A 20,277-nucleotide genomic window follows, 5' to 3' on the forward strand; every position below is an offset into this window, starting at 1 on the left:
TCGATCAAAGCTTAACCTCTTCCTCGCGACGCAGCAAACGGAACGGCGACCTGGCGTTGGCCCGGTTGATTTTGCGCATGCCCTTCACCCAAAGGTAAGCCATCAGCGGGACGATGAACCAAATCCAATAGACCGTGCCGGAACCCATGATCCAGTCGTACACGCCATGCTCGACCACCGCCAACGATAACGAGAGGAGAATAAACTGTTTGACGCGGGCGCCTTGCGCAAATTTCGCCTTGCCCAGGTAGTAGCCCATCGTTATACCGAACAATGCGTGCCCAGATACCGGAAGCAGCGCGCGCACGAACAACGAGCCGAACGAGGCAGGCTGGAAGATGGCGTACAACACGTTCTCCACCGTGGCGAAACCTAGCGAGATCGCGACCGCGTATAAAATTCCGTCGTACGGTTCGTCGAATTCCGTATGATTATAAATGATGTGGTAGAGCACGAACCATTTGACCAGCTCTTCGACGCCCGCTGAAATGCCGAACGCGAAAAGGAAATTGTGATCGCCCAACCAGATCAGCAGTCCGCGCTGGATGACCATGATCGGCAGAACGATGAGCACGCCAAGCAGAAACACGCGAATAACCATCGAAATCGGTTCCGCATCGTACCTGTCCTTCAAATAGAAGTACATGAGCAGAGAAATGCCCGGTGCAACGGCAGCCGTCAGAATCGATAATAGCAGCATCCTCTAATCTCTCACCTCCATTTGGCGGCAGCGGACGCGCTACCGGTTATGAATGCACGGTCATACCCATCCCCGCAGGCGCGAAGCCTCCGCAATCTTGCGCACGCCCACCATGTAGGCGGCCAGACGCATGTCGACCTTGCGGGTTTGATGCTGTTCGTACACTTGATTGAAGCCGCGGATCATCATCCGCCGAAGTTTCTCGTCCACTTCGGCTTCCGACCAATAATAGCCTTGGTTGTTCTGCACCCATTCGAAATACGACACGATCACCCCGCCGCTGCTCGCCAAAACGTCGGGCACGAGCAGAATGCCGCGCTCGGTGACGATCCGGGTCGCCTCCAGCGTCGTCGGCCCGTTGGCCGCTTCGACGATGATCTTGGCTTTGATGCGATCGGCATTGTCGGATGTAATCTGGTTCTCGATGGCCGCGGGCACAAGCACGTCGCAATCGAGCGTCAGCAGCTCGTCGTTCGAAATCGTCTCGCGGAACAGATTCGTCACCGTCCCGAACGAATCCCGCCGATCGAGCAAATATTCGATATCGAGTCCCTTCTCATTATACAACGCGCCGTTCACATCGGAAATACCGATAACTCTGGCACCGGCTTCATGCATGAATTTGGCCAAGAAGCTGCCGGCGTTGCCGAAGCCTTGAATGACGACACGGGCATCCTGGATGGCGATCCCCTTCTTCCGCATCGCCTCGTCGATCATGATCGCTACGCCTCTCGCGGTCGCGGTCTCCCGTCCCTGCGAGCCCCCAAGCACGATCGGCTTGCCGGTAATAAAGCCCGGAGAATCGAACTCGCGAATTCGGCTGTACTCGTCCATCATCCAGGCCATGACCTGGGAGTTGGTCATCACGTCCGGCGCGGGAATATCTTTCGACGGTCCGACAAGCTGGCTTATCGCACGAACGTAGCCGCGGCTTAACCGTTCCAGTTCGCGAAACGACATTTTGCGAGGATCGCAAATAATGCCGCCTTTGCCGCCGCCATAAGGCAGGTCGGCAATCCCGCATTTTAAGCTCATCCAAATCGACAGCGCTTTGACTTCAGCTTCGGTCACGTCCGGATGAAAACGCACGCCACCCTTGGTCGGACCGACGGCATCATTATGTTGGGCGCGGAATCCGTGGAATACTTTCGTCTTCCCGTCGTCCATGCGGACCGGAATGCGCACCGTAAGCAGCCGAATCGGCTCTTTCAGCAGCTCCACCATTTCGTCGCCATAACCGAGCTTGCGCAACGCTTCCTCGATTACGATTTGCGTTGACAGCAGGACATCCTTCGATTCTGTTCCACTCATTGGAAACGTCACCACCTTTTCAATGCATAATATGGGCGGGTACCCGCTTCTCTATGCGGATGGAGGCGTCCATCACCGTGATTCTCATAAGTTTGAAATTCCCGGACACAATAAAAGGAGCATCCGCAAAACGGTGGACCCGCTGCTTGATGCTCCGGAAGCCTTCTGTTTCGGTTAGAAATGTACGCAAATCTCCGTAACCGCTTTGCTAGGGATGATCACCTTGCCGTATTCGTCCAGTACGGCGGTCGTGACGGATGCTGCTTCCCCGTATTCGGCAAGCAGCGCGATCAGCGCCTGATAACGCGGCAGTTCCAAACCTGCAGGTTCGAAAGCCAGCATATATTTGTTGTTGTATGCGTACAGCCGTCCATCCTCGGACAAACCGGCGGTGTTCAGTTGTTTGCAGGCTGCGATAACATCTTCAAAATCACGGAACGCATATAATACCACGTCGCTTTGTTCCATCGTGACTTCAAGCTCGTAAACGTCCTCGTCGTTCTCTTCTTCTTCTGCGGCTCGTTCTTCGGGACGTGTGCCTACTTTACCCCGCGTGACGATGACGACCATGCCTTGAGCCGGCAGCGCGAATACTTCCACCGCTAGCGGTCCGCTTGCATCAAACCCAAGCTCGGTATACGCTTGGTCCATCATCTCGCTGAACAGCTCGTGCACCTTGGGAATTTCGCGCCACATGTCTTCCTTCTGGATCCCACGCTCCAGCAGGTCGTCGAACGTCAGAAAAATTCGTATCTTGTCTTGATTGAGTCGTTCGATTTTCATGTTAGGATCCTCCTCTTCGAAAGCATCTGCTTCGTTTCGCGGAACCAAACAGCTACTTATATGGCGCTTAACGCGACAGTATCTGTTGTAAACAGCGTATGAAACAGCGAGCAATGTGTGCTTAATTCGTGCTATGTACCTATGTTATCATTTTCGTACAGGGAATGCACTAATTCGAATAAAAAAAGAATCGTCCAGGCCCTGCTCTATCTTACGCGGCAGAAACCCGAACGATTCTTCTTTTATACAAGCTTAATGCGTGGTTGGCGTCTCGCTCGCGATCTCTTCGGCTTGTCTTTTCAACTCCGGATCGCTGTTCACGATCATCTCGATCTGTCCCCAGGATTCGGCTGAATTGGCCGTTCCCGTGCTGTTCACCGATGTCGGCTGTACGGAACCTGATTGACCGAATTTGCGGTTCATCACGGCACTTACCGCTTTTCCTTTAACGGATGAAATGATATCTCCCGTTGCCGCGCCGGCCCAAGCGACCATACCCGGACGTTTCCTGGACAAGTATGCGGCTGCGGCCATGCCCGTAATTGTACCGATAATAAAGCCCGTCATTCTCATCTGAGCGAGTCCTCCTTTGATAACTGGGATACGCGATTAGTGTGCCGCGGCGGCAAGCCCCGCATCCGCCACAAATTCAGGAAGGAGTACCTGCGTATACGCGCGTATTTTCGAAATATGATACAAGGAGGGCTCCAACGGGTATTCCATTAAAATAACTTTTTTGCGAGATTCGCCATTCAGGAGGAAATCCATGCAAAAGCCTGCATATAAGAGCAAGTTCGCTTCCACCCTCGCGCTCGTCGCGATTCTAAGCGCCTGCGGTAATCCGGCCGAGCAGCCGAACGAGCCGCCCCGCGCAAATGCCCAATCTTCCGCTGACGCCAAGAATGACTTTAGCGCGAAGCCGCCAAAAACAAACGCGGTCGCGCCGCCCGCCAACGCGGAGAAAAAACAGCCGGTTCAGGACGGGACTTCCATTAAAGAGACGCTTAACCCTCAGCCCCAGACTTCGGAGGAGACGAAGCAGACGCCGTTGCTATATACAATGAATGCCGCTTACCGGTTCGATCCCATTGCGGGCTCCGGGGCGGCAAAAAAGGCCGTGCTCCTAACGTTCGACGACGGGCCGAAGGACGAAAAGACGCTGAAGGCAATGCTAGATACGCTCGATAAACACCAGGCAAAGGCGATTTTTTTTGTCAACGGCTACCGTGTTAAAGCGAAGCCCGAGCTGTTAAAGCTGATTGCCAGCCGAGGCCAGACGATCGGCAACCATTCTTGGGACCACGTCGATCTAAAAAAAGAGGATGAACAAGCGGTACGCAAACAAATCGGCGACGTGCAAACAATCGTCAAAGAAACGACGGGTCAAACGCCACGGTACTTCCGACCGCCCTTCGGTTCTGGCGGCGATCTTGTGAAGAAGATCGCCGCCGATTCCGGTCTGCTGTTCATGACCTGGTCTAACGGATCGTTGGATTGGGACGCCAGCTCGAAGGATAAGCCCAAGAACGTCATTAAGAACGTCATGGAACAGCTGCATCCCGGCGCGAACATTCTCATGCACGAGCTGCCATGGACGAAGGACGCGCTGGACAGCTTGCTTACGCAGCTGAAGGAAAAAGGCTATGGTTTCATCGATCCTGCCGCGATCGACGCGACTCCTAAGGCAAAACCCGCAAAGTAACGATATGATATTGTGCGGGGGCGGCAAGACGGAGCGGGAATTTCGACGTCCCGAAGCCGCAGCTGACGAACATCCGAGGCGAAGGCGTCCCGGATGTTTGGCTTTCCCTGTTGTACCACCCTCTAGTATACATGCGGATATTCTTGGTCGTGACCAGCGGACCGACAATGGGCAGGACGATTTGTCCGCCATGCGTATGTCCGGCCAATATATAGTCGATTTCGGCAGCTTGATCCGGGAGCAGCCTATCCGCGATGACGGGATCGTGCGCCAGCAGCAGCGTGAACAAGTCGCGATCCGCTCCATCGCCGCTTAACGCCAACCGCACATTCTCCCTGTTCGTGCGCGGATCGTCCACGCCGGCCAGCCTGATCGCGCCGCCTTCCGCTTGCTCCAACACGACGGATTCGTTGGTTAGCAGCCGTACCCCTTCTTCCCGAAGCATCACGTCCAGGTTTCGAATATCGTCGTCGTAGTCATGATTGCCGTATACCATATAAATAGGGGCGATATTCCGCAACGCGCGAATATTGCCCCTGCTTCTTTCGATCGGAACCCCGCCTTCCCGCAAATCGCCTCCGATCAATACCAATCCGATATCGCCTCTTTGGCTGCACGCATCGACGACGGCTTGTGGAATCCGGTGGCCGTGAATGTCCGAGACGAAGAGCAGCTTCACCCCGTCAAAAGAGGCCGGAAGCCTGCTCGACGACATGATTTGTTCATCCAATTGATACCGGTGCGCATTTCGATACATGGCATACAACGCCATTGCCGCCAATCCGATGGCTGCCGCAGCCGTAATCGCCAAGTTATAGACCATATCGCTTCTTCCCCCACATCAGCAGGCCTGCAGCCAGCAAAATAAACAAGAAAATAAGGACCCGGTAAAACCAGTACGTGATTTTGTAACGCTGGGATGGATATAGGTCGCGTCGCGACGGAAGCTGCCCACCCTCCGCCTGCCAACTGTTCAATTCGGCGGAAGCGGCCGCGATCTCGGCCGATGCTTCCGTATCCGCGGCGCGTCTTCGCCCTGTTTCCGGTCCAAGCGTGCGTTTTCTGCCGAATTTGTCCACTCTGCTCATGCCTACTGTTCCCTCCGAAACCTGATAATCAAGCCCATCACAGTATCAATTAGGAAATGCGCCGCGATCGGCGCCCACAGCGTATCCGTCTGCTCATAAATCCAGCCCAGCCCATAGCTGATCGAGAACACCAGCCCGGTCGGGATCCAATGCCGTAAGTAACGAACGTGAATGGCGGCGAACACAATGCTGGTCCAGTACGGGCCGATAAGATGCTGTACGCCCCCTCTGAATAAGGTTTCCTCGCATACGGCGACAATAAACGACAGCAGCACGATGTGCCATACCGCACGATGTTTGAAGATGCGGTCATTAACGCCGCCGTCGTCGCCGACCTCTTCGGGGACGAATCGCGAGACGAGCAAATCGACGACGAGCACAGCCGCGGCCAATCCGGCTCCCCAATAAAGGAACTCCCAAGTACCCGGACTGGAAAATAATAAAAATGGGTTTCCCTGCTGAAAAAATACCCATATCAAACCGATAATAAAAGTAACAGCTTGCGTGGCGTACAAATTAATGAGCAGCATGCGATCGTCGATATCATCAATGGAGACGGTCCGCAATTTGAACTTGCTCAGGTCCAGCTTTTTCATAGTTTACCGCCTGTCTAAATAGGTTCGTATTTTCTTTTGATTTGAATTCCCCTATACTAATAGAACAATTGCTGCCGCGAAAATTGGCGAAAATTGGGACGAAGGAGATTACCATGGAGAAACGACTAACCCGATCAGAACTCATTTTTAGCCTCGGTTTCATCTTTATGCTCATCGTAGCCGTGGGCGCTTTCTTCTACGGAGCCAAGATCGGCGCCGAGAAGACCGAAGCGAAGTATGTAGAGCAGGCGAAGCATCTCACCGGCGCCGCGGCGGAGCCTGGCTCTTACCCTCAGCAAGATCTGGTCTCCTTCTATCATACTGTATTTTTACCTTATCGTGAATTTCAATCCGAATGGTATAAGACGATGGAGAAGATGAACTCCGGACAGCTCACCGAGCCGGCATCCGCGTTGAAGGAGCTATCAAGCCTCGCCAAACAGAAATACGCGCAAGCCCAAACGGCTTCAATCGCGAGCTCTTCCCCGCTGCTACAGCAGGCGCAGGTCGAGATTCTCAAAGGGCTGAAGCTGCTCGGCGAAGCCGCAAACCGGGGCGCGGTGTCGTCGAAGGACGTCGAGACGGGCGAGCTGCTCGTCGCCCTCAAGAAAGACTCGTTCTATAAGGAAGGCGTCGAGCAAATCATGTCCGGCCAGTTGGACTATTACCAGTCCATGCTGCGTTGGAGCAACACGGTGAACAAGAAAATTCCGGCTACTTACGAGCCTGCGTCCATTCTTGGCATTAACCAGTGGAAAGCACTCCCGCTTACCGTGAAGAACAAGCTGATGGCCGATCACATGAAAGCTAGAATGCTGTTGACGTCGTATTACCCGCAGGATTTGGTGTCCGCGGTCGACGATTACATTTTGTCGGGCGAAGCCGCCAAGATGAAAATGAAATCGGTTGATGCTGTCGTCGATTTGCTCGTGAACGCCAACGCCGTTCGTTCAGGCGATTTCCTGAACAGCAAAGCGAAAGTATACGGGAAGGAAGTCATACCGCAGCTCCCTTTCTTCTATCCAGAAGAAAGCTGATGCGTTGGATCGTTTAATCGTATTGAAATCCACGAAGTTCGGCTACGGCCGCCATTCCGCCTTCAACGTTGCGGAGGCGGCCGTAGCCTTTTTCGCTCATATACGCGCAGACCCGATCGCTCCGGATCCCATGCGCGCAGATGATATATAACTCTTCTTCCGGATTCAAATCTTCAAGACGGATCGGGATCGTCTGCATCGGTATCCAGGTCGAATGTTCCAAATGATAGAAATCCCATTCATGCTTCTCGCGTACGTCGATAATTTGCGAACGTTTGATTTTGTTCGCGTCCAACGATTCGACAAATTCTTCAGGGCTGATTTGAAGCCACTCTGCCATGCGAAACACCTCTGTTTATAGCCTTCTTTTGCCCTTGATCATAACGAAATTTTCACAAATGGGCAAGTTTCGGCATTGATTTTTTCCACGAGGTTGCTATAAAATAGTAGAGACCATAGCAGTTCGGTGTTCGTAAAATCGAACATTCTCGGCATGATTCGCCAAAACGTTCGAGTTTACGGTCATGATTAAAGTGGATAGCATGCCAGACTCTCGCCCCGCTTCACATAGCGGCTTGCGAGGGTTTTTAGCATATGCGACTCCGCCGCACCCGAATCAATCCGCAGACTCGATTGCTTTAAACCGTTAATCGGTCAAAGCAACGCCGGGAAAGCGGGAATAACGCTCAGGAGGCACGTTCACATGTTCAAAGTATTGGTATCAGATCCGATCAGCGATCTCGGCATCCAGAAGCTTGTGGAAGCTACCGACGTCGCTGTTGACAAAAAGCCCGACCTTAGCGAGGATGAGCTCATCGCCGTTATCGGCGAGTATGATGCCCTGCTGGTCCGCAGCCAGACTCGGGTAACCGCCCGCGTCATGGAGGCAGGCAAACAGCTGAAGGTCGTCGGACGCGCAGGCGTCGGCGTCGACAACATCGACCTCGAAGCGGCAACGCAGCGCGGCATTATCGTGATCAACGCGCCAGACGGCAACACAATTACGACCTGTGAACACACCTTCGCGATGATGATGGCGGTTGCTCGCCACATTCCGCAAGCCTACCTCAAGACGGTCGGCGGCGTATGGGACCGCAAATCGTTCGTCGGCGTTGAGCTTCGCGGCAAAGTGCTTGGCGTGCTCGGCATGGGCCGCATCGGCAGCGAAGTCGCCAAGCGCGCCAAAGCGTTCGGCATGGACATCTGGGGCTATGACCCGTTCATGACGGAAGAGCGCGCGGAGCAGCTGGGCATTCGCCTTTCCACCGTGGATGATATCGTCCGCAACGCTGATTTCATGACGGTACATACGCCGCTCACGCCTGAGACGCGGCATATGATCGGCAGCGCCCAATTCGAAGTGATGAAGAAGGGCATGCGTATCGTCAACTGTGCGCGCGGCGGCATCATTGATGAGCTCGCGCTCGTGGAAGCGATCGACCAGGGCATCGTGGCCGGCGCGGCATTCGACGTATTCGAAGTCGAGCCTCCTGCTGCCGACCATCCGTTCTTGAATCATCCGAAAATCATCGTGACGCCTCACTTGGGTGCTTCCACGGTCGAAGCCCAAGAGAACGTCGCCATCGACGTTTCCGAGCAAGTGCTGAACATCCTGCGCGACGCGCCATTCACGAACGCGGTGAACATGCCTCCGATTCCGGCAACGCTGTTGAAGACGCTCCAGCCTTACTTCGCGCTTGGCGAGAAGCTCGGCAGCTTCGCGGCTCAATTGACGGAAGGCGCGGTATCCGAGATCAAAGTCAGTTACTCCGGCGAACTGGCGGATGTGGATACGCAGCCGCTTACCCGCTACATTGTGCGCGGCGTGTTGGCACATCATCTCGGCCGCGAGCAGGTCAACGTCGTCAACTCGATGCATCTGGCGAAAGAACGCAGCGTCAACATCATCGTGAACAAAACGAAGGAATCGCGCGACTTTACGAACCTGGTCTCCGTCAGCCTGCGCACGAAGACCGAAGAACGCCTCGTTGCGGGAACGCTGCTGACCGGCTATGGCCCGCGCGTCGTGCAAATCGACAAGTTCCCGGTCGATGTCGCACCGGAAGGCAATCTCGTCCTTGTATCGCATAACGACAAACCAGGCATCATTGGTAAAATCGGTACGCTTTTCGGCAACAACGACGTCAACATCGCTACGATGCAGGTTGGTCGTCAACTCGCCGGCGGCAGCGCCATCATGGTGCTCACCGTCGACAAAGCGGCTCCGAAGGAACTGCTTGCCGAAGTTACGGCATTGCCGGATTTGAATAAGGCGAAAGAGATCATTCTTTACTAATTCTTCATCTGGCATTACATCAAGCGCTGTCTCCCCCGAGGCAGCGCTTTTTCTAATCTATGAAAATTGTTTCACGACCAACAAGATTTGTCGGCTTGCTTCAACAAAAAAAGCACACCGAATCGGTGTGCTTAAACAAATTCTAAGTCGCTTCGACAGGAAGCAGCAGCGTGAAGGTCGTTCCTTGGCCGACCTTGCTTTGGGCCTCGATCTTGCCGCGATGCGCCTCGATAATGTTCTTGACGATTGCCAAGCCAAGACCGGTGCCTCCGCCGCCCGACGTGGCACCGCGCTTGCGCGCTTTGTCCGCCTTATAGAAGCGTTCGAAGATGAAAGGCAAGTCTTCTTCCGGAATGCCTTCGCCTTCGTCGGCAATGTCCACCGACACCCAGCGTTTGCCTTCCAGGACGATGTAGCGGCCGGTCAGCCGGATTCTCGCCCCTGTACTCGTATGCCGCAGCGCATTGTCCAACAGATTCGTCAGCACCTGCTCCAGCCTATCCTCGTCCCCCGCTTCAATCCCCAGCTCTTCCTCGCCCATCGACAACTCCAGCTTGATGCCGCGCTCTTTAGCGTATACATTGAACTTCCGGTGAACCCGGCGCAGCAGCGCCGACAAATCGGCGTGGACCGGATTCATCTCCATATGACCGGCCTCCATTCGGGCCAGATCCAACAAATCCTTTACCAGCCGTCCCATGCGGAGCGACTCGTCGTGAATCACCTGCACCAGTTCCTGCCGTTCTTCGGGAGAGCTGGCGATATCGTCCAGCAGCGCCTCGCTGTAGCCTTGGAGCATGGAGAGCGGCGTCCGGATTTCGTGCGACACGTTCGCGACGAAATCACGGCGAAGCTTCTCGAGCTTGGACTCCTCGGTCACATCCCGCATGACGGCAACCGCGCCGCGGACGGATTCATGCGATTTCAGCGGGGCCATGACGACCGACCACACGCCGCTTTGGACATGGATCTTGTCCGTCATATCGCGGCCTTTGCGCAGCACGCTCCGATAGATCTCGAAGAGCGGGATAGGCACCTGGTTGCGCACCCGATATTTGCCCGACGCTTCCGCCTCGGACCAATCGAGCGCGCTCCACCGGTCAAGAAGCTGCTGACCGGGCGGGTTGGAGAGAATGACCGCCCCTTCCGCGTCGAACGTAATCACCGCGTCCGCCATGCTGCGAAGCACGCTCGCCAAATGATCCTTCTCATGGTTCAAGTCGCGGATGAGCATATCCAGCTCCTGCGCCATGTGGTTGAACGTATCGGCCAAATCTCCGATTTCGTCATTGGAGCGCACGGAGACGCGCGTCCGATATTCGCCCTTGGCGATCAGATCCGCCGCCTTCTTCATCTGAATGAGCGGCTGCGTAATCTTGGTCGACAGGAAGAAAGCGAAAAACGTGGACAATAAAAACCCGATAATGCAGGTATAGACGAACAGCACCTTGACTTGATGCGATGTTTTCTCGTCGAACTGCAGATCAATATACTGCAGCAGAAACCCGCCCAAGCTCAGCAGCACGACGGCCACAAGGGCGATAATCGTCATCCATAGCTTACCGACAACACTACGCCATAGCGGTCCTAGCATCGGTTACTTCGGGACCTCCAGCTTGTAGCCGACGCCCCATACCGTCGTGATCATCGACGCCGCGTCCGGCGATACTTTGTTCAGCTTCTCGCGCAGCCGCTTCACGTGGGTATCGACCGTACGAAGATCGCCGAAGAACTCGTAATTCCAGACATCCTTCAGCAGCTCCTCGCGGGAGAAAACTTTATCCGGGGAAATCGCCAAATAATGCAGCAGCTCGTATTCCTTCGGCGTCAGGCTAACCTCGTGGCCGCCTGCCATGACACGGTGCGCATCATGCTCGATGATCAGATGGGGAAACACGATGTTATTGCTCGTGAGCGTCTCCTTCGAGAGGAAAGCAGTCGCCGACGAACGGCGAAGAATCGCCTTCACCCGATAGATCACCTCGCGCGGGCTGAACGGCTTCACGACATAGTCGTCGGCGCCGACTTCGAATCCTTGCACGCGGTTCATCTCCTCGCCCTTGGCGGTGAGCATGATAACCGGCGTCGCCTTCACCTGGCGAAGACGGGAGCAGACCTCGATGCCGTCTATGCCAGGCAGCATAACGTCGAGCAGGATAAGATCAAAATCTTTGCCGCTGGCCATCCGAAGCGCGCTTTCCCCGTCTTCCGCTTCTTCGATGACGTAGCCTTCCTTCTCCAAGTACATTTTCAACAATCTGCGGATACGTTCTTCATCGTCTACGACGAGAATACGGTGCTGCTGTTCGGACATGGCGTACCGGCTCCTTTACGACTTTCGTCTCATTTATTCTACGCCCGCGTACGAGTGCAGGCCGACAAGTACAAGATTGACACCCACAAGGGTAAACATGACTACGATAAATCCGATGACCGCAAGCCAAGCCGACTTCTCGCCGTGCCATCCGCGGGACAGACGCAAATGCAGATAAGCCGTGTAGTACAGCCACGTGATGAGCGCCCATACTTCCTTCGGATCCCAGCCCCAGAATCGCGACCAGGCCAGATAAGCCCAGATCATCGCGAAGACGAGACCGCCCAGCGTAAAGATCGGATAGCCGATGGCAATGATCCGGTAGCTGATTTCGTCCAGGTCGTCGGGGTCCATACCCCGCGTGAGCGGATGAATGACCGCCCCGATCGGTTTGCGAATGATGATCCGAATTACGGCGTAGAGAATGAGGCCGATAAGGATAGACCACACGATCGTATTCCACTTACGGGCGGCATCGACGCCTTTCATCCAATGCGGCGTCTCGAGAATACCGTCCTTCATGCCAAGGAACGAATCCATCTCCTGGACTTGGCTATTGTAAGGTTTGAAAATCGGCGGAAGCTTGTATGCGACCGTGTCGGTCTCGGTGCTCTCGACGCCGGCGTCGCTAATGTGCACGTTCTCTTGCAGGAACGTGGCTTCGTAGCCAGCCGCGCGGAATCCGAATACGCTGATCAAATAACCGACCATAATTACGGCGATGACCATCAGCACTTCGACCCAGCGCTGGGAACGGCGGGCGCGCGGCCCTTTCTCCCGGAAGTCGACGATGCGCAGCAGCTGCAGCAGCGCGACCGCAAAGCCGACCGCGAGGAAGGCTTCGCCGAGCGCGACCGTCGTGACGTGAATCTTCAGCCACGGGGATTGGAGAGCCGGAATAAGCGGCTGCACTTCCTGCGGGAAGACCATCGCGTACGCGACGATAATGACCGTGAGCGGCAGCGTGAACAAGCCGATCAGATGCTTCCGATAGATCGCATAAGTCACGACGAACGCCAGCATGATCATCATGGCGAAGAACGACATGAACTCGTACATGTTGCTCGTCGGAATATGTCCGCCGCCAATCCAACGCGTGATGAACGACGTCGCGTGGCTAATCAAGCCAAGCAGGGAGATCGCATAGGATATCCTGCCCCACTTGCGGATGTGCTTCTCGGGATCCCGCTTGGTCAACCGCGCGCCTGCGATCGTAACCCCGTAAGAGATAAACCCGAGACAGTATAGGAAGAACGCGACGAGAAAGACGTCGCTGCTGAAATTAAGCAAAGCGTTCAAGACCGATTACCTCCGTTATCGAGCGACTTGGGCTCCACGTCGATTCCCGTCCGCTTCAGAACGGCGGCGACGTCGCCACGCATGCCGTGAAAGTTTTTGTTCGTGTGAGCGCCGAGCAGCAGGCGCCCGTTGTCCACTCTCAGCCAGATCCGGCGATGATGCCAGTACGAGCCGAGGAAAACGCCGAAGATCCAGATGCCGGCGCCGACCCAAATATACGGCATCGCTTTGTCGATCCGGATATTGAGCGTGCTGGACATGCCTGCGAAAGTAACGCCCTCCATGGACGGCACTTTAATCTCGAACCGTTCGGCTAACTCGCCATTGATCTTGTCTTGGCTGAACGTGACCCGATCGTTCTGTTTGACGAAATAGATATACGGTTCGCCCTTCTCCGCGAGGCCGGGGCCTTTGAGCATGAAAATAAACGCCGGCGCATTGGGCTCGTCCGACTTCGTGCGCGGATTGCCCGCTTCGTCAATCGCGAAATCCAAGTATTTGGAATTCAGCTCTAGCGTATACGGGCCAAGCTCATACTTCAGCTCCGGACTGCGCATCGACAGCTTGAACGGCCCAAACGTTTCGCCGGTCTGCTTGTTGATCAGAACCGGATTCACCGCGGCGATCTTCGCTGTATCGTCGTAGCCGTACTGATAGATGTTCAGGCCCTTGTAAGACAAGGCTTCGTTGACGATAATGCCATGTCGTTTGACCTCCTGCAGAACCGGTTCTTTGGTCGGATCCTCGCAGTCGGCCGCGCACGTATAGAGCACCGCGTCCGTCTTGAACAGCTTCGGTCTTGCCGTTCCTTTCAGGCCCTCCGGCAGCTCTTCGTCCGTATAATAGTCGATCGTGAATTTCTCGTTCTTGATGTAATAATCCGTCTCCGGAATCTGAAGCGTCTCGCCTTCACGAATCGCCATGTAATTATCCATCGACCAGCCGGGCATCGAACGCAGCAGCACCGCGATCAGAAAGACGATGAGGCCGATATGGTTAATGTAAGGGCCCCAGCGGCTGAAGCGGTTCTTCTCGGCCAACAGCGCCGAGCCTTCGCGCTTCACCTTGTACCGCTTGCGCTTCAGTTCTTCCTCTACACGCGCCGCCCAGCTCTCGGCCTCTTGCGCCAATTCACCTTCGTAGACGGTGCGCTGTCGTCTGAGGAACTGCTCGTGCTTGCGCACCTGCTGCTTGCTGAGCGCCTTATAGAGCGGCAGCACCCGATCAAGGCTGCAAATGACAAGCGACGTGCCGATCATGACGAGCAGGAGCGTAAACCACCAGGATTCGTATGTATGCGAGAACCCGAGCTTATAATACCATTCGCCGACCCATCCGTACCGCTCCTCGTAATACGTGGAAGGATCGAACGAAATAAAGGCGCTTTCCTGAGTGAAGATGGTGCCGATCATGGCCCCGATCAGCGTGATGACGATCAGCCATACTGCAATTTTGACCGACGAGAAAAAATTCCATACCCGGTCGATCAGGCTCGGGTTTGCCTTCTGCGAACGTCTGGCCGCTCCGTCGTAGCGCATCTCGAGCGGCGCTTGCGAAGTCGCCTCGGCTTCCTCGAGCGGGTTGCCGCAGCTCTCGCACAAGACCGTGCCGACCGGATTCTGGTGGCCGCATTCGCATTTGGTATTCTTAAAAGATAACAACGTGTACACCCTCCTCCGGGTCAGGACTGAAGCAGTTTCGTGACGCGCGAATCAATGTCCTTCTCCGTCATGCCGCCTACGAATACGTCCATAACCGTACCGTCGGGCCTAACGAAGAACGTCGTCGGGAAGGACTTCACGCCGTATTCCGCCATTACCCTGCGTCCTTTGTCGAGAAGGATGTCGTACGTTACGCCATACTGCTGGGCGAAATGATTCGCCGTCAGCTGGTCCTCGCCCAGATTGATGCCGATAATTTCGAACGGCTGCCCTTGCTCGGTCCACTTCTCGTATTGCTTCTGCAAATCGGGCGTTTCGGTTACGCAAGGCGGGCAGAACGTGCCCCAGAAGTTAATGACCAGCGCTTTACCCTTGTAATCCTCCAGCTTGTGGGCGGCGCCGTCCGTGCCGAGCAGCGCGAATGCCGGGGGCTCCTCCCCTTTGCGAACCAAGCCGTCCTCAGACGAAAAAAGCGCCTTGCCGATTGCGTAGCCGCCGAGCAGCAAGACTCCGATAAAAATGACGATTTGCGTCATTCTGCGGTATTTCCCCATTGTTGTGCGTCACCGACCTTGCCATGTTGAACTTGAGATCCGATTTCAATTATAACGAAAATCGGACGGCAGTTAGATTGCCGTCGCGACGCTATTTTTGAACTTTATGTGTCTTGACCGCCATGTCCCGAAGCTCCTGCACTTCCTTCGGCGTCAAATGGCGATATTTGCCGCGCTGCAAATTCATGAGCCCAAGCTCGCCGAAGCGAATCCGTTTCAGGCGGGAGACGGGATGGTTGATCGCATCGAACATCCGGCGAACCTGACGGTTCCGACCCTCGTAAATCGTGATCATGATCGTCGCCTGCTTCTTCTCCGGATCCACGTCCTGGTACTCAACTTCCGCGGGCTGCGTCATGCCGTCCTCGAGCTTGATCCCCTTCTGCAGCTTCTCGAGCGCCGTTCCGTGCGGGACGCCCTTAACCGTAGCCAAGTATGTCTTCGGTACGTGGTGGCTCGGGTGCGTGAGCAGGTTCGCGAATTCGCCATCGTTGGTCAGAATCAGCAACCCTTCCGTATCATAGTCCAAACGACCTACCGGATAAACCCGTTCCTTGATGCCCGGCAGGAAATCGGACACGATTTTGCGGCCTTGCGGATCGCTTGCGCTCGTAATGACGCCCTTGGGCTTGTTCATCATCAGATAGAGCTTCTGCTCGCCGCGGATCGGCTTTCCTTTCACGGTAATGACGTCCGTCGCCGGGTCCGCCTTGACGCCGAGCGTCGTGACCGTCTCCCCGTTCACTTCGACCAACCCGGCCAAAATCAATTCTTCGCATTTGCGGCGCGATGCGACGCCCGCTTGCGCCAATATTTTCTGTAATCGTTCCAATTCTTTCACCTCACCTTTCATCATACCCTAAAATCGACAAAGAAGAAAAGCCGAGCATCGAAAAGAGCCCGTTTTTCGTCGATGCGCCGCGAGGCGCGGCCGACAATTAACGGGCTCGGTTCATGCTTGAGGAAAATTAACCGAATATGTATAAACAAATAAAGATGGCGGCGAGAAAACCGATAACGTCCGAGAATAAGCCAACCTTGAGCGCATAACGGCTCTTGCGAATGCCGACGGCGCCGAAATAGACGGTCAACACATATAACGTCGTGTCCGTGCTGCCCTGAATCGTGGAAGCGATGCGGCCAATCATGGAATCAGGTCCGTGCGTCTTGATCAGCTCGGTCGTGAAGGCGAGCGAACCCGCGCCGGTGATGGGCCGGAGCAGGCCAAGCGGGAGCACCTCGCTCGGAATGCCCATCTGATCGAATAGGGGACGTATGAGAGCAATAAGCAAATCCATCGCGCCGGATGCCCGAAACATGCTAATGGCGACCATCATGCCGACCAAATGCGGAATGATATTAACCGCGGTACCGAATCCGTCCTTCGCGCCGTCCAAGAAGCTCTCATAAACGGGAACCTTGCGAAACGCCGCGTAGAGCGGGATAAATACGATCATGAACGGGATCGTCCAAGCGGAAATTGTGCTGATCCATCCGTACATGCCGCGATCACCCCTTCCCACCGGCAGCCGGCGGTGCGGCCGTTATCGAAGCGATCGTGCCGCCTCCGGATGAAACGGGGGATGGCTTCGCCGTGTCGCGGGCGATGCCAGGCGGTCCGCCGGTACGATCGCGGCCGATCGGCGGTTTGCTTCGATACCGGTACCAACGGTCGGCCAGGATGGCCGCTGCCGTCGCTACGGCCGTCGCAGCCAGTGTCGTGCCAACGATTTCGGCGGGGTGCGCCGAGCCGTATGTCATGCGAATGGCGATGAGCGTCGTCGGCACAAGCGTAATGCTCGCGGTGTTCAGCGCAAGCAGCGTGCACATCGCCGGGGTCGCTGTTTCCTTATCGGGGTTCAGCTTCTGCAGCTCCTGCATCGCCTTGATGCCCATCGGTGTCGCTGCGTTGCCGAGACCGAGAATATTGGCGCTCATGTTGCTCATAATGTAGCCGAGCGCGGGATGACCCTTCGGCACATCGGGGAACAAGAAGCGCACGACCGGCTGAAGCAAAGCGGCCAGCTTGTTCAGCAGGCCGCCCTCCTCCGCCACGCGCATGAGCCCCATCCAGAACACCATCACGCTGATCAAGCCGAAGCTGACCGAGACCCCGGTCTTCGCGCCTTCGAACGCCGCTTCGGTCAGCAGCTCCATCCGGCCGTTGACGACGGCCGCCACGAAGCTCGCCGTGATGAAGAACAGCCATATCCAGTTGACCATTAAATGGCCTCCTTCCCCCCAAACAAGACTTTAAGCACCTGCTTGATCGAACTGGCGAACACGTAAGCCCACGGCTCGTTCAGCCGTGCCGTCCGTTCGGCGGTCGACCAGGCTGGTTTCTCCGGCAGGTCGATTCGCGGTCCGTCCGGATCGTACACCGGCGTCTCGGCGATTTTCTTCGCGCCCAGATACCACTCAATGTGCCCCCGTTCGCCCAGCGTGTAATCCATCGTCATCGGATTGACGAGCACCAGCTTGTTCGTCAACTGCGCCCGCTCTCCTTTGCCGAACGGATAGCGGAACGTGCGCCCTGCCACTAACGGGTGTCCGGCGATCGGTTGACCTTTATGGACAACTTCGTCAAGCGGGAAATTCGCGAATCCCCAATCCAGCAGCCGTTTATGATCAACCCAATCGCTTCGATCGCTGAGCGTGACCGCGGCCAGCTGCTGACTATCCCGCGTAGCCGAGCTGACGAGACAGCGCAGCGCCGCTTTCGTATAGCCGGTCTTGACGCCATCGGCGCCTTCATACATATTGAGCATCTTGTTTTTGTTCATCCACTTGTAATCCCGGCCGGAAGCGAGCTTCCCCTTTGTCTTCACGATTTCCTTGAATACCGGGTTATGCATCGCGTAGGCCGTCAGCTTGGCCAAATCGTTCGCCGTCGAATAATGGCCCTTCTGATCCAAGCCGCTGGGATTCATGAATTGACTGTTCTTGAGCCCGATCATCTTCGCTTTCTCGTTCATTAAATAGACGAAGCCCTCCTCCGAACCGCCGACATGTTCGGCGATCGCCGTTGCCGCGTCGTTGCCGGAACGCAGCATCAGTCCGTAGAGCATTTCCTCCAGCGTCAATTCTTCGCCCAGCTTCAGATAGATCGAGGAGCCTTCTTTGCCTGCCGCCCTTTTGCTTGTCTTGACCTTATCGGTTAGCTTGCCGTGCTCGATCGCGACGATCGCGGTCATAATTTTGGTCAAGCTCGCGATCAGCATCGGCTTATCGCCGTCTTCGCTATATAAAATCCGGCCCGATTCAACGTCGATCAGCGAGGTCGCCTGCGCGTTCGTATAGATCGGCGGAGCCGCTGCAGCTTTGGCCGCCGGCAAAAGCGGCATGCCGGCGCACGCAATAACTAGCGCAAGCATGGCGGTTATCCAAGGGCGTGGGATGAATTGCCTCATATCGAGTGATCCTCCTTGTGTCGTAGACGCGCGGAAGCGCCGGGTCTTGTACAGTATATGTGCGCGGGACAAGGTTATGTCCGGGAAGTCGTGATCGTAAAACGCCGAAAACAAGAAAACTGCTCTGTCAGAGCAGTTTCCCCGTGTTTGGCTTGCGTGCTAGATGATATGCCCATCCGTCGTGTTGATCGTATCGATATAGACCGAGGTGGTATCCTCCATTTGGTTGCCGCCGTTCTTCTTGAACATGCTTTGCAGCTTGTCGAACACTTGCGGCGCGGACTCGATAACGCGCTCCACCAGATGCGTTTGGCTATCCAGCGGCACGACACGCACGCCTTGCGCGCCGACGACCAGGAACGCGATCGGCGTGATCGACACGCCGCCGCCGCTGCCGCCGCCAAACGGCATGCTGACGAGCGAGTTATGGGCGTCCGTCGAGGCGTGGCTGCCGGTTTGCGCCTGATCCGCCAAATTGCCGAGGCGGATGTCGCTGCCGCCGGCAACGAAGCCGAAGCCGACTTTCGAGATCGGCATGATCACGCTGCCGTCGGGCGTCTGTACCGGATCGCCGACGATCGTGTTGACGTCGACCATTTCCTTGATATTTTCCATGGCCGTCTGCATTAGACCTTGTATCGGGTGCTCATTCATCGTTGTAGGCCCTCCTTCGGCTCTTCGTTCATGTGTTGGTTTCCTGCCCTATCATCATGCCCTGTCGATTCGGTTCTTATGTGGGCAGGCGCCGGGCGTCAAGCGCGGAGCAAGATCCGCTGCCAGCCGACCAACCCTCGTAATATGCCCCGCATATGGCGCATTTTGAACAGCAGATAAATACCCGCAAAAATCATGTAACCCAGGCGCAGCTTGACGGTAAAATGCCACTCGGTGGAAAAATGGGCCGAGTTGTAGACCGGATCCACGCTGATCTGAGGCTCCGTCTTCAACCGAATCATCTGGGACAGGACGCCGATCGCCGTCGTTTTGATCGTCCATACCGTCCCGGTCGCCATCGCGGTCCACATCGCATCCCCCGTGCCGACCGCCGTGCGCCATCTCCATTCGGTCAAGTGAACGTGACTCAGCGTCGTCCTTACCCAGCCCAGAAGCGAATCCGTCTGCTTCAGCAGCATGTTCATCCAATCTATCGATTGAAATACGGCGCGCGCATCGACCTTATCGTTTGTGGTTTGCTCGCTGTCGCCTCCCATATTTTGCTTCGTCTTCTCTTCTTTGAGCTCGACGTTGAGCCCCTTCATCTTCATGATCGGCATTTCCCAATGGTAATGAATAAGCCCCATTAACCCGCGCACCCGCAGCTCGGCATGATCGTCGGTCCCGATCCGTTTGACCATTCCCCGAATGACGATGCGGGACATAAGAGCCGATCCGATCAGCAACAAAAAAAGACCTGCCGCGATCCACCAGCCGAACGGATAACCAAGCATGGGCGATTCCCCCTCTGCTTCCTGTTATAGTCGGCTATAGTATGGATCAAGCGTACAGATCTCATGCGCCCTGCGGCT

General features: G+C 55.7%; 22 protein-coding genes. 3 read left to right on the forward strand and 19 right to left on the reverse strand.

Annotated features, from left to right (window positions below):
- Positions 1-4 precede the first annotated feature (4 nt).
- The 4 genes from prsW to ACFSKT_RS08505 form a co-directional block, all read right to left on the reverse strand.
- Positions 5-700, reverse strand: coding sequence for a glutamic-type intramembrane protease PrsW (gene prsW, locus ACFSKT_RS08490; protein ID WP_377722322.1), 696 nt, complete (start codon positions 698-700; stop codon positions 5-7).
- Between the two features lie 60 nt (positions 701-760).
- On the reverse strand, positions 761-2,011 hold the full coding sequence (locus tag ACFSKT_RS08495) for a Glu/Leu/Phe/Val family dehydrogenase (protein ID WP_377722323.1): 1,251 nt from the start codon (positions 2,009-2,011) through the stop codon (positions 761-763).
- A 174-nt stretch (positions 2,012-2,185) separates the two neighbouring features.
- Positions 2,186-2,794, reverse strand: a complete 609-nt coding sequence (locus tag ACFSKT_RS08500; RefSeq protein WP_377722324.1) for a genetic competence negative regulator — start codon at positions 2,792-2,794, stop codon at positions 2,186-2,188.
- Positions 2,795-3,046: 252 nt separating this feature from the next.
- Complete coding sequence (locus ACFSKT_RS08505; RefSeq protein WP_377722325.1) at positions 3,047-3,367, reverse strand: hypothetical protein; 321 nt, start codon at positions 3,365-3,367, stop codon at positions 3,047-3,049.
- A 193-nt stretch (positions 3,368-3,560) separates the two neighbouring features.
- On the opposite strand from ACFSKT_RS08505, the gene ACFSKT_RS08510 reads away from it, so the two are divergent.
- Positions 3,561-4,496, forward strand: coding sequence for a polysaccharide deacetylase family protein (locus tag ACFSKT_RS08510; protein WP_377722326.1), 936 nt, complete (start codon positions 3,561-3,563; stop codon positions 4,494-4,496).
- Here ACFSKT_RS08510 and ACFSKT_RS08515 read toward each other — a convergent pair.
- From ACFSKT_RS08515 to ACFSKT_RS08525, 3 genes are read right to left on the reverse strand one after another with little or no spacing between them, the layout of a single operon-like run.
- The gene (locus tag ACFSKT_RS08515; RefSeq protein ID WP_377722327.1) at positions 4,474-5,319 is read right to left on the reverse strand and encodes a metallophosphoesterase; all 846 of its coding nucleotides are present in this window, start codon (positions 5,317-5,319) and stop codon (positions 4,474-4,476) included. The two genes, ACFSKT_RS08510 and ACFSKT_RS08515, sit on opposite strands and share 23 nt — an antisense overlap.
- Positions 5,309-5,584, reverse strand: a complete 276-nt coding sequence (locus ACFSKT_RS08520) for a hypothetical protein (protein WP_377722328.1) — start codon at positions 5,582-5,584, stop codon at positions 5,309-5,311. Before ACFSKT_RS08520 ends, ACFSKT_RS08515 begins: the two co-directional genes overlap by 11 nt.
- Positions 5,585-5,586: 2 nt before the next feature.
- On the reverse strand, positions 5,587-6,180 hold the full coding sequence (locus ACFSKT_RS08525) for a CPBP family intramembrane glutamic endopeptidase (protein ID WP_377722329.1): 594 nt from the start codon (positions 6,178-6,180) through the stop codon (positions 5,587-5,589).
- 113 nt (positions 6,181-6,293) lie between these two features.
- On the opposite strand from ACFSKT_RS08525, the gene ACFSKT_RS08530 reads away from it, so the two are divergent.
- The gene (locus ACFSKT_RS08530; RefSeq protein WP_377722330.1) at positions 6,294-7,217 is read left to right on the forward strand and encodes a hypothetical protein; all 924 of its coding nucleotides are present in this window, start codon (positions 6,294-6,296) and stop codon (positions 7,215-7,217) included.
- A gap of 13 nt (positions 7,218-7,230) precedes the next feature.
- On the opposite strand, the gene ACFSKT_RS08535 is transcribed toward ACFSKT_RS08530, so the two are convergent.
- The gene (locus ACFSKT_RS08535) at positions 7,231-7,557 is read right to left on the reverse strand and encodes a rhodanese-like domain-containing protein (protein WP_377722331.1); all 327 of its coding nucleotides are present in this window, start codon (positions 7,555-7,557) and stop codon (positions 7,231-7,233) included.
- A 363-nt stretch (positions 7,558-7,920) separates the two neighbouring features.
- Here ACFSKT_RS08535 and serA point away from each other — a divergent pair, with 363 nt between their 5' ends.
- On the forward strand, positions 7,921-9,513 hold the full coding sequence (gene serA / locus ACFSKT_RS08540) for a phosphoglycerate dehydrogenase (protein WP_377722332.1): 1,593 nt from the start codon (positions 7,921-7,923) through the stop codon (positions 9,511-9,513).
- A 142-nt stretch (positions 9,514-9,655) separates the two neighbouring features.
- Here serA and ACFSKT_RS08545 read toward each other — a convergent pair whose 3' ends face one another.
- The 11 genes from ACFSKT_RS08545 to ACFSKT_RS08595 all read right to left on the reverse strand — a co-directional run bounded on the left by ACFSKT_RS08545 (position 9,656) and on the right by ACFSKT_RS08595 (position 20,199).
- On the reverse strand, positions 9,656-11,107 hold the full coding sequence (locus ACFSKT_RS08545) for a HAMP domain-containing sensor histidine kinase (protein ID WP_377776312.1): 1,452 nt from the start codon (positions 11,105-11,107) through the stop codon (positions 9,656-9,658).
- A 3-nt stretch (positions 11,108-11,110) separates the two neighbouring features.
- On the reverse strand, positions 11,111-11,827 hold the full coding sequence (locus ACFSKT_RS08550) for a response regulator transcription factor (protein ID WP_148928292.1): 717 nt from the start codon (positions 11,825-11,827) through the stop codon (positions 11,111-11,113).
- Between the two features lie 33 nt (positions 11,828-11,860).
- Positions 11,861-13,126, reverse strand: coding sequence for a c-type cytochrome biogenesis protein CcsB (ccsB, locus tag ACFSKT_RS08555; RefSeq protein ID WP_377722334.1), 1,266 nt, complete (start codon positions 13,124-13,126; stop codon positions 11,861-11,863).
- Positions 13,123-14,787 (reverse strand): cytochrome c biogenesis protein ResB, encoded by a 1,665-nt coding sequence (resB, locus tag ACFSKT_RS08560; RefSeq protein ID WP_377722335.1) that lies wholly within the window; start codon positions 14,785-14,787, stop codon positions 13,123-13,125. The genes ccsB and resB overlap by 4 nt, the downstream gene beginning before the upstream one ends.
- 20 nt (positions 14,788-14,807) lie before the next feature.
- Positions 14,808-15,323: a redoxin domain-containing protein gene (locus ACFSKT_RS08565; protein ID WP_377722336.1), complete on the reverse strand. Its 516-nt coding sequence runs from the start codon at positions 15,321-15,323 to the stop codon at positions 14,808-14,810.
- A 109-nt stretch (positions 15,324-15,432) separates the two neighbouring features.
- Positions 15,433-16,173: a pseudouridine synthase gene (locus ACFSKT_RS08570; protein WP_377722337.1), complete on the reverse strand. Its 741-nt coding sequence runs from the start codon at positions 16,171-16,173 to the stop codon at positions 15,433-15,435.
- 136 nt (positions 16,174-16,309) lie between these two features.
- Entirely contained in the window at positions 16,310-16,843 is a 534-nt protein-coding gene (locus ACFSKT_RS08575; RefSeq protein ID WP_377722338.1) for a spore maturation protein, read from the reverse strand.
- 7 nt (positions 16,844-16,850) lie between these two features.
- Positions 16,851-17,564: a nucleoside recognition domain-containing protein gene (locus ACFSKT_RS08580; RefSeq protein WP_377722339.1), complete on the reverse strand. Its 714-nt coding sequence runs from the start codon at positions 17,562-17,564 to the stop codon at positions 16,851-16,853.
- Positions 17,564-18,751 (reverse strand): serine hydrolase, encoded by a 1,188-nt coding sequence (locus tag ACFSKT_RS08585; protein ID WP_377722340.1) that lies wholly within the window; start codon positions 18,749-18,751, stop codon positions 17,564-17,566. Before ACFSKT_RS08585 ends, ACFSKT_RS08580 begins: the two co-directional genes overlap by 1 nt.
- Positions 18,752-18,910: 159 nt before the next feature.
- The gene (gene ytfJ, locus ACFSKT_RS08590; RefSeq protein WP_377722341.1) at positions 18,911-19,405 is read right to left on the reverse strand and encodes a GerW family sporulation protein; all 495 of its coding nucleotides are present in this window, start codon (positions 19,403-19,405) and stop codon (positions 18,911-18,913) included.
- Positions 19,406-19,503: 98 nt separating this feature from the next.
- Complete coding sequence (locus ACFSKT_RS08595) at positions 19,504-20,199, reverse strand: DUF2953 domain-containing protein (RefSeq protein ID WP_377722342.1); 696 nt, start codon at positions 20,197-20,199, stop codon at positions 19,504-19,506.
- Between the last annotated feature and the right edge of the window lie 78 nt (positions 20,200-20,277).

This window comes from Paenibacillus xanthanilyticus (genome assembly GCF_042682185.1).
GTDB lineage: Bacteria > Bacillota > Bacilli > Paenibacillales > Paenibacillaceae > Paenibacillus_Z > Paenibacillus_Z xanthanilyticus.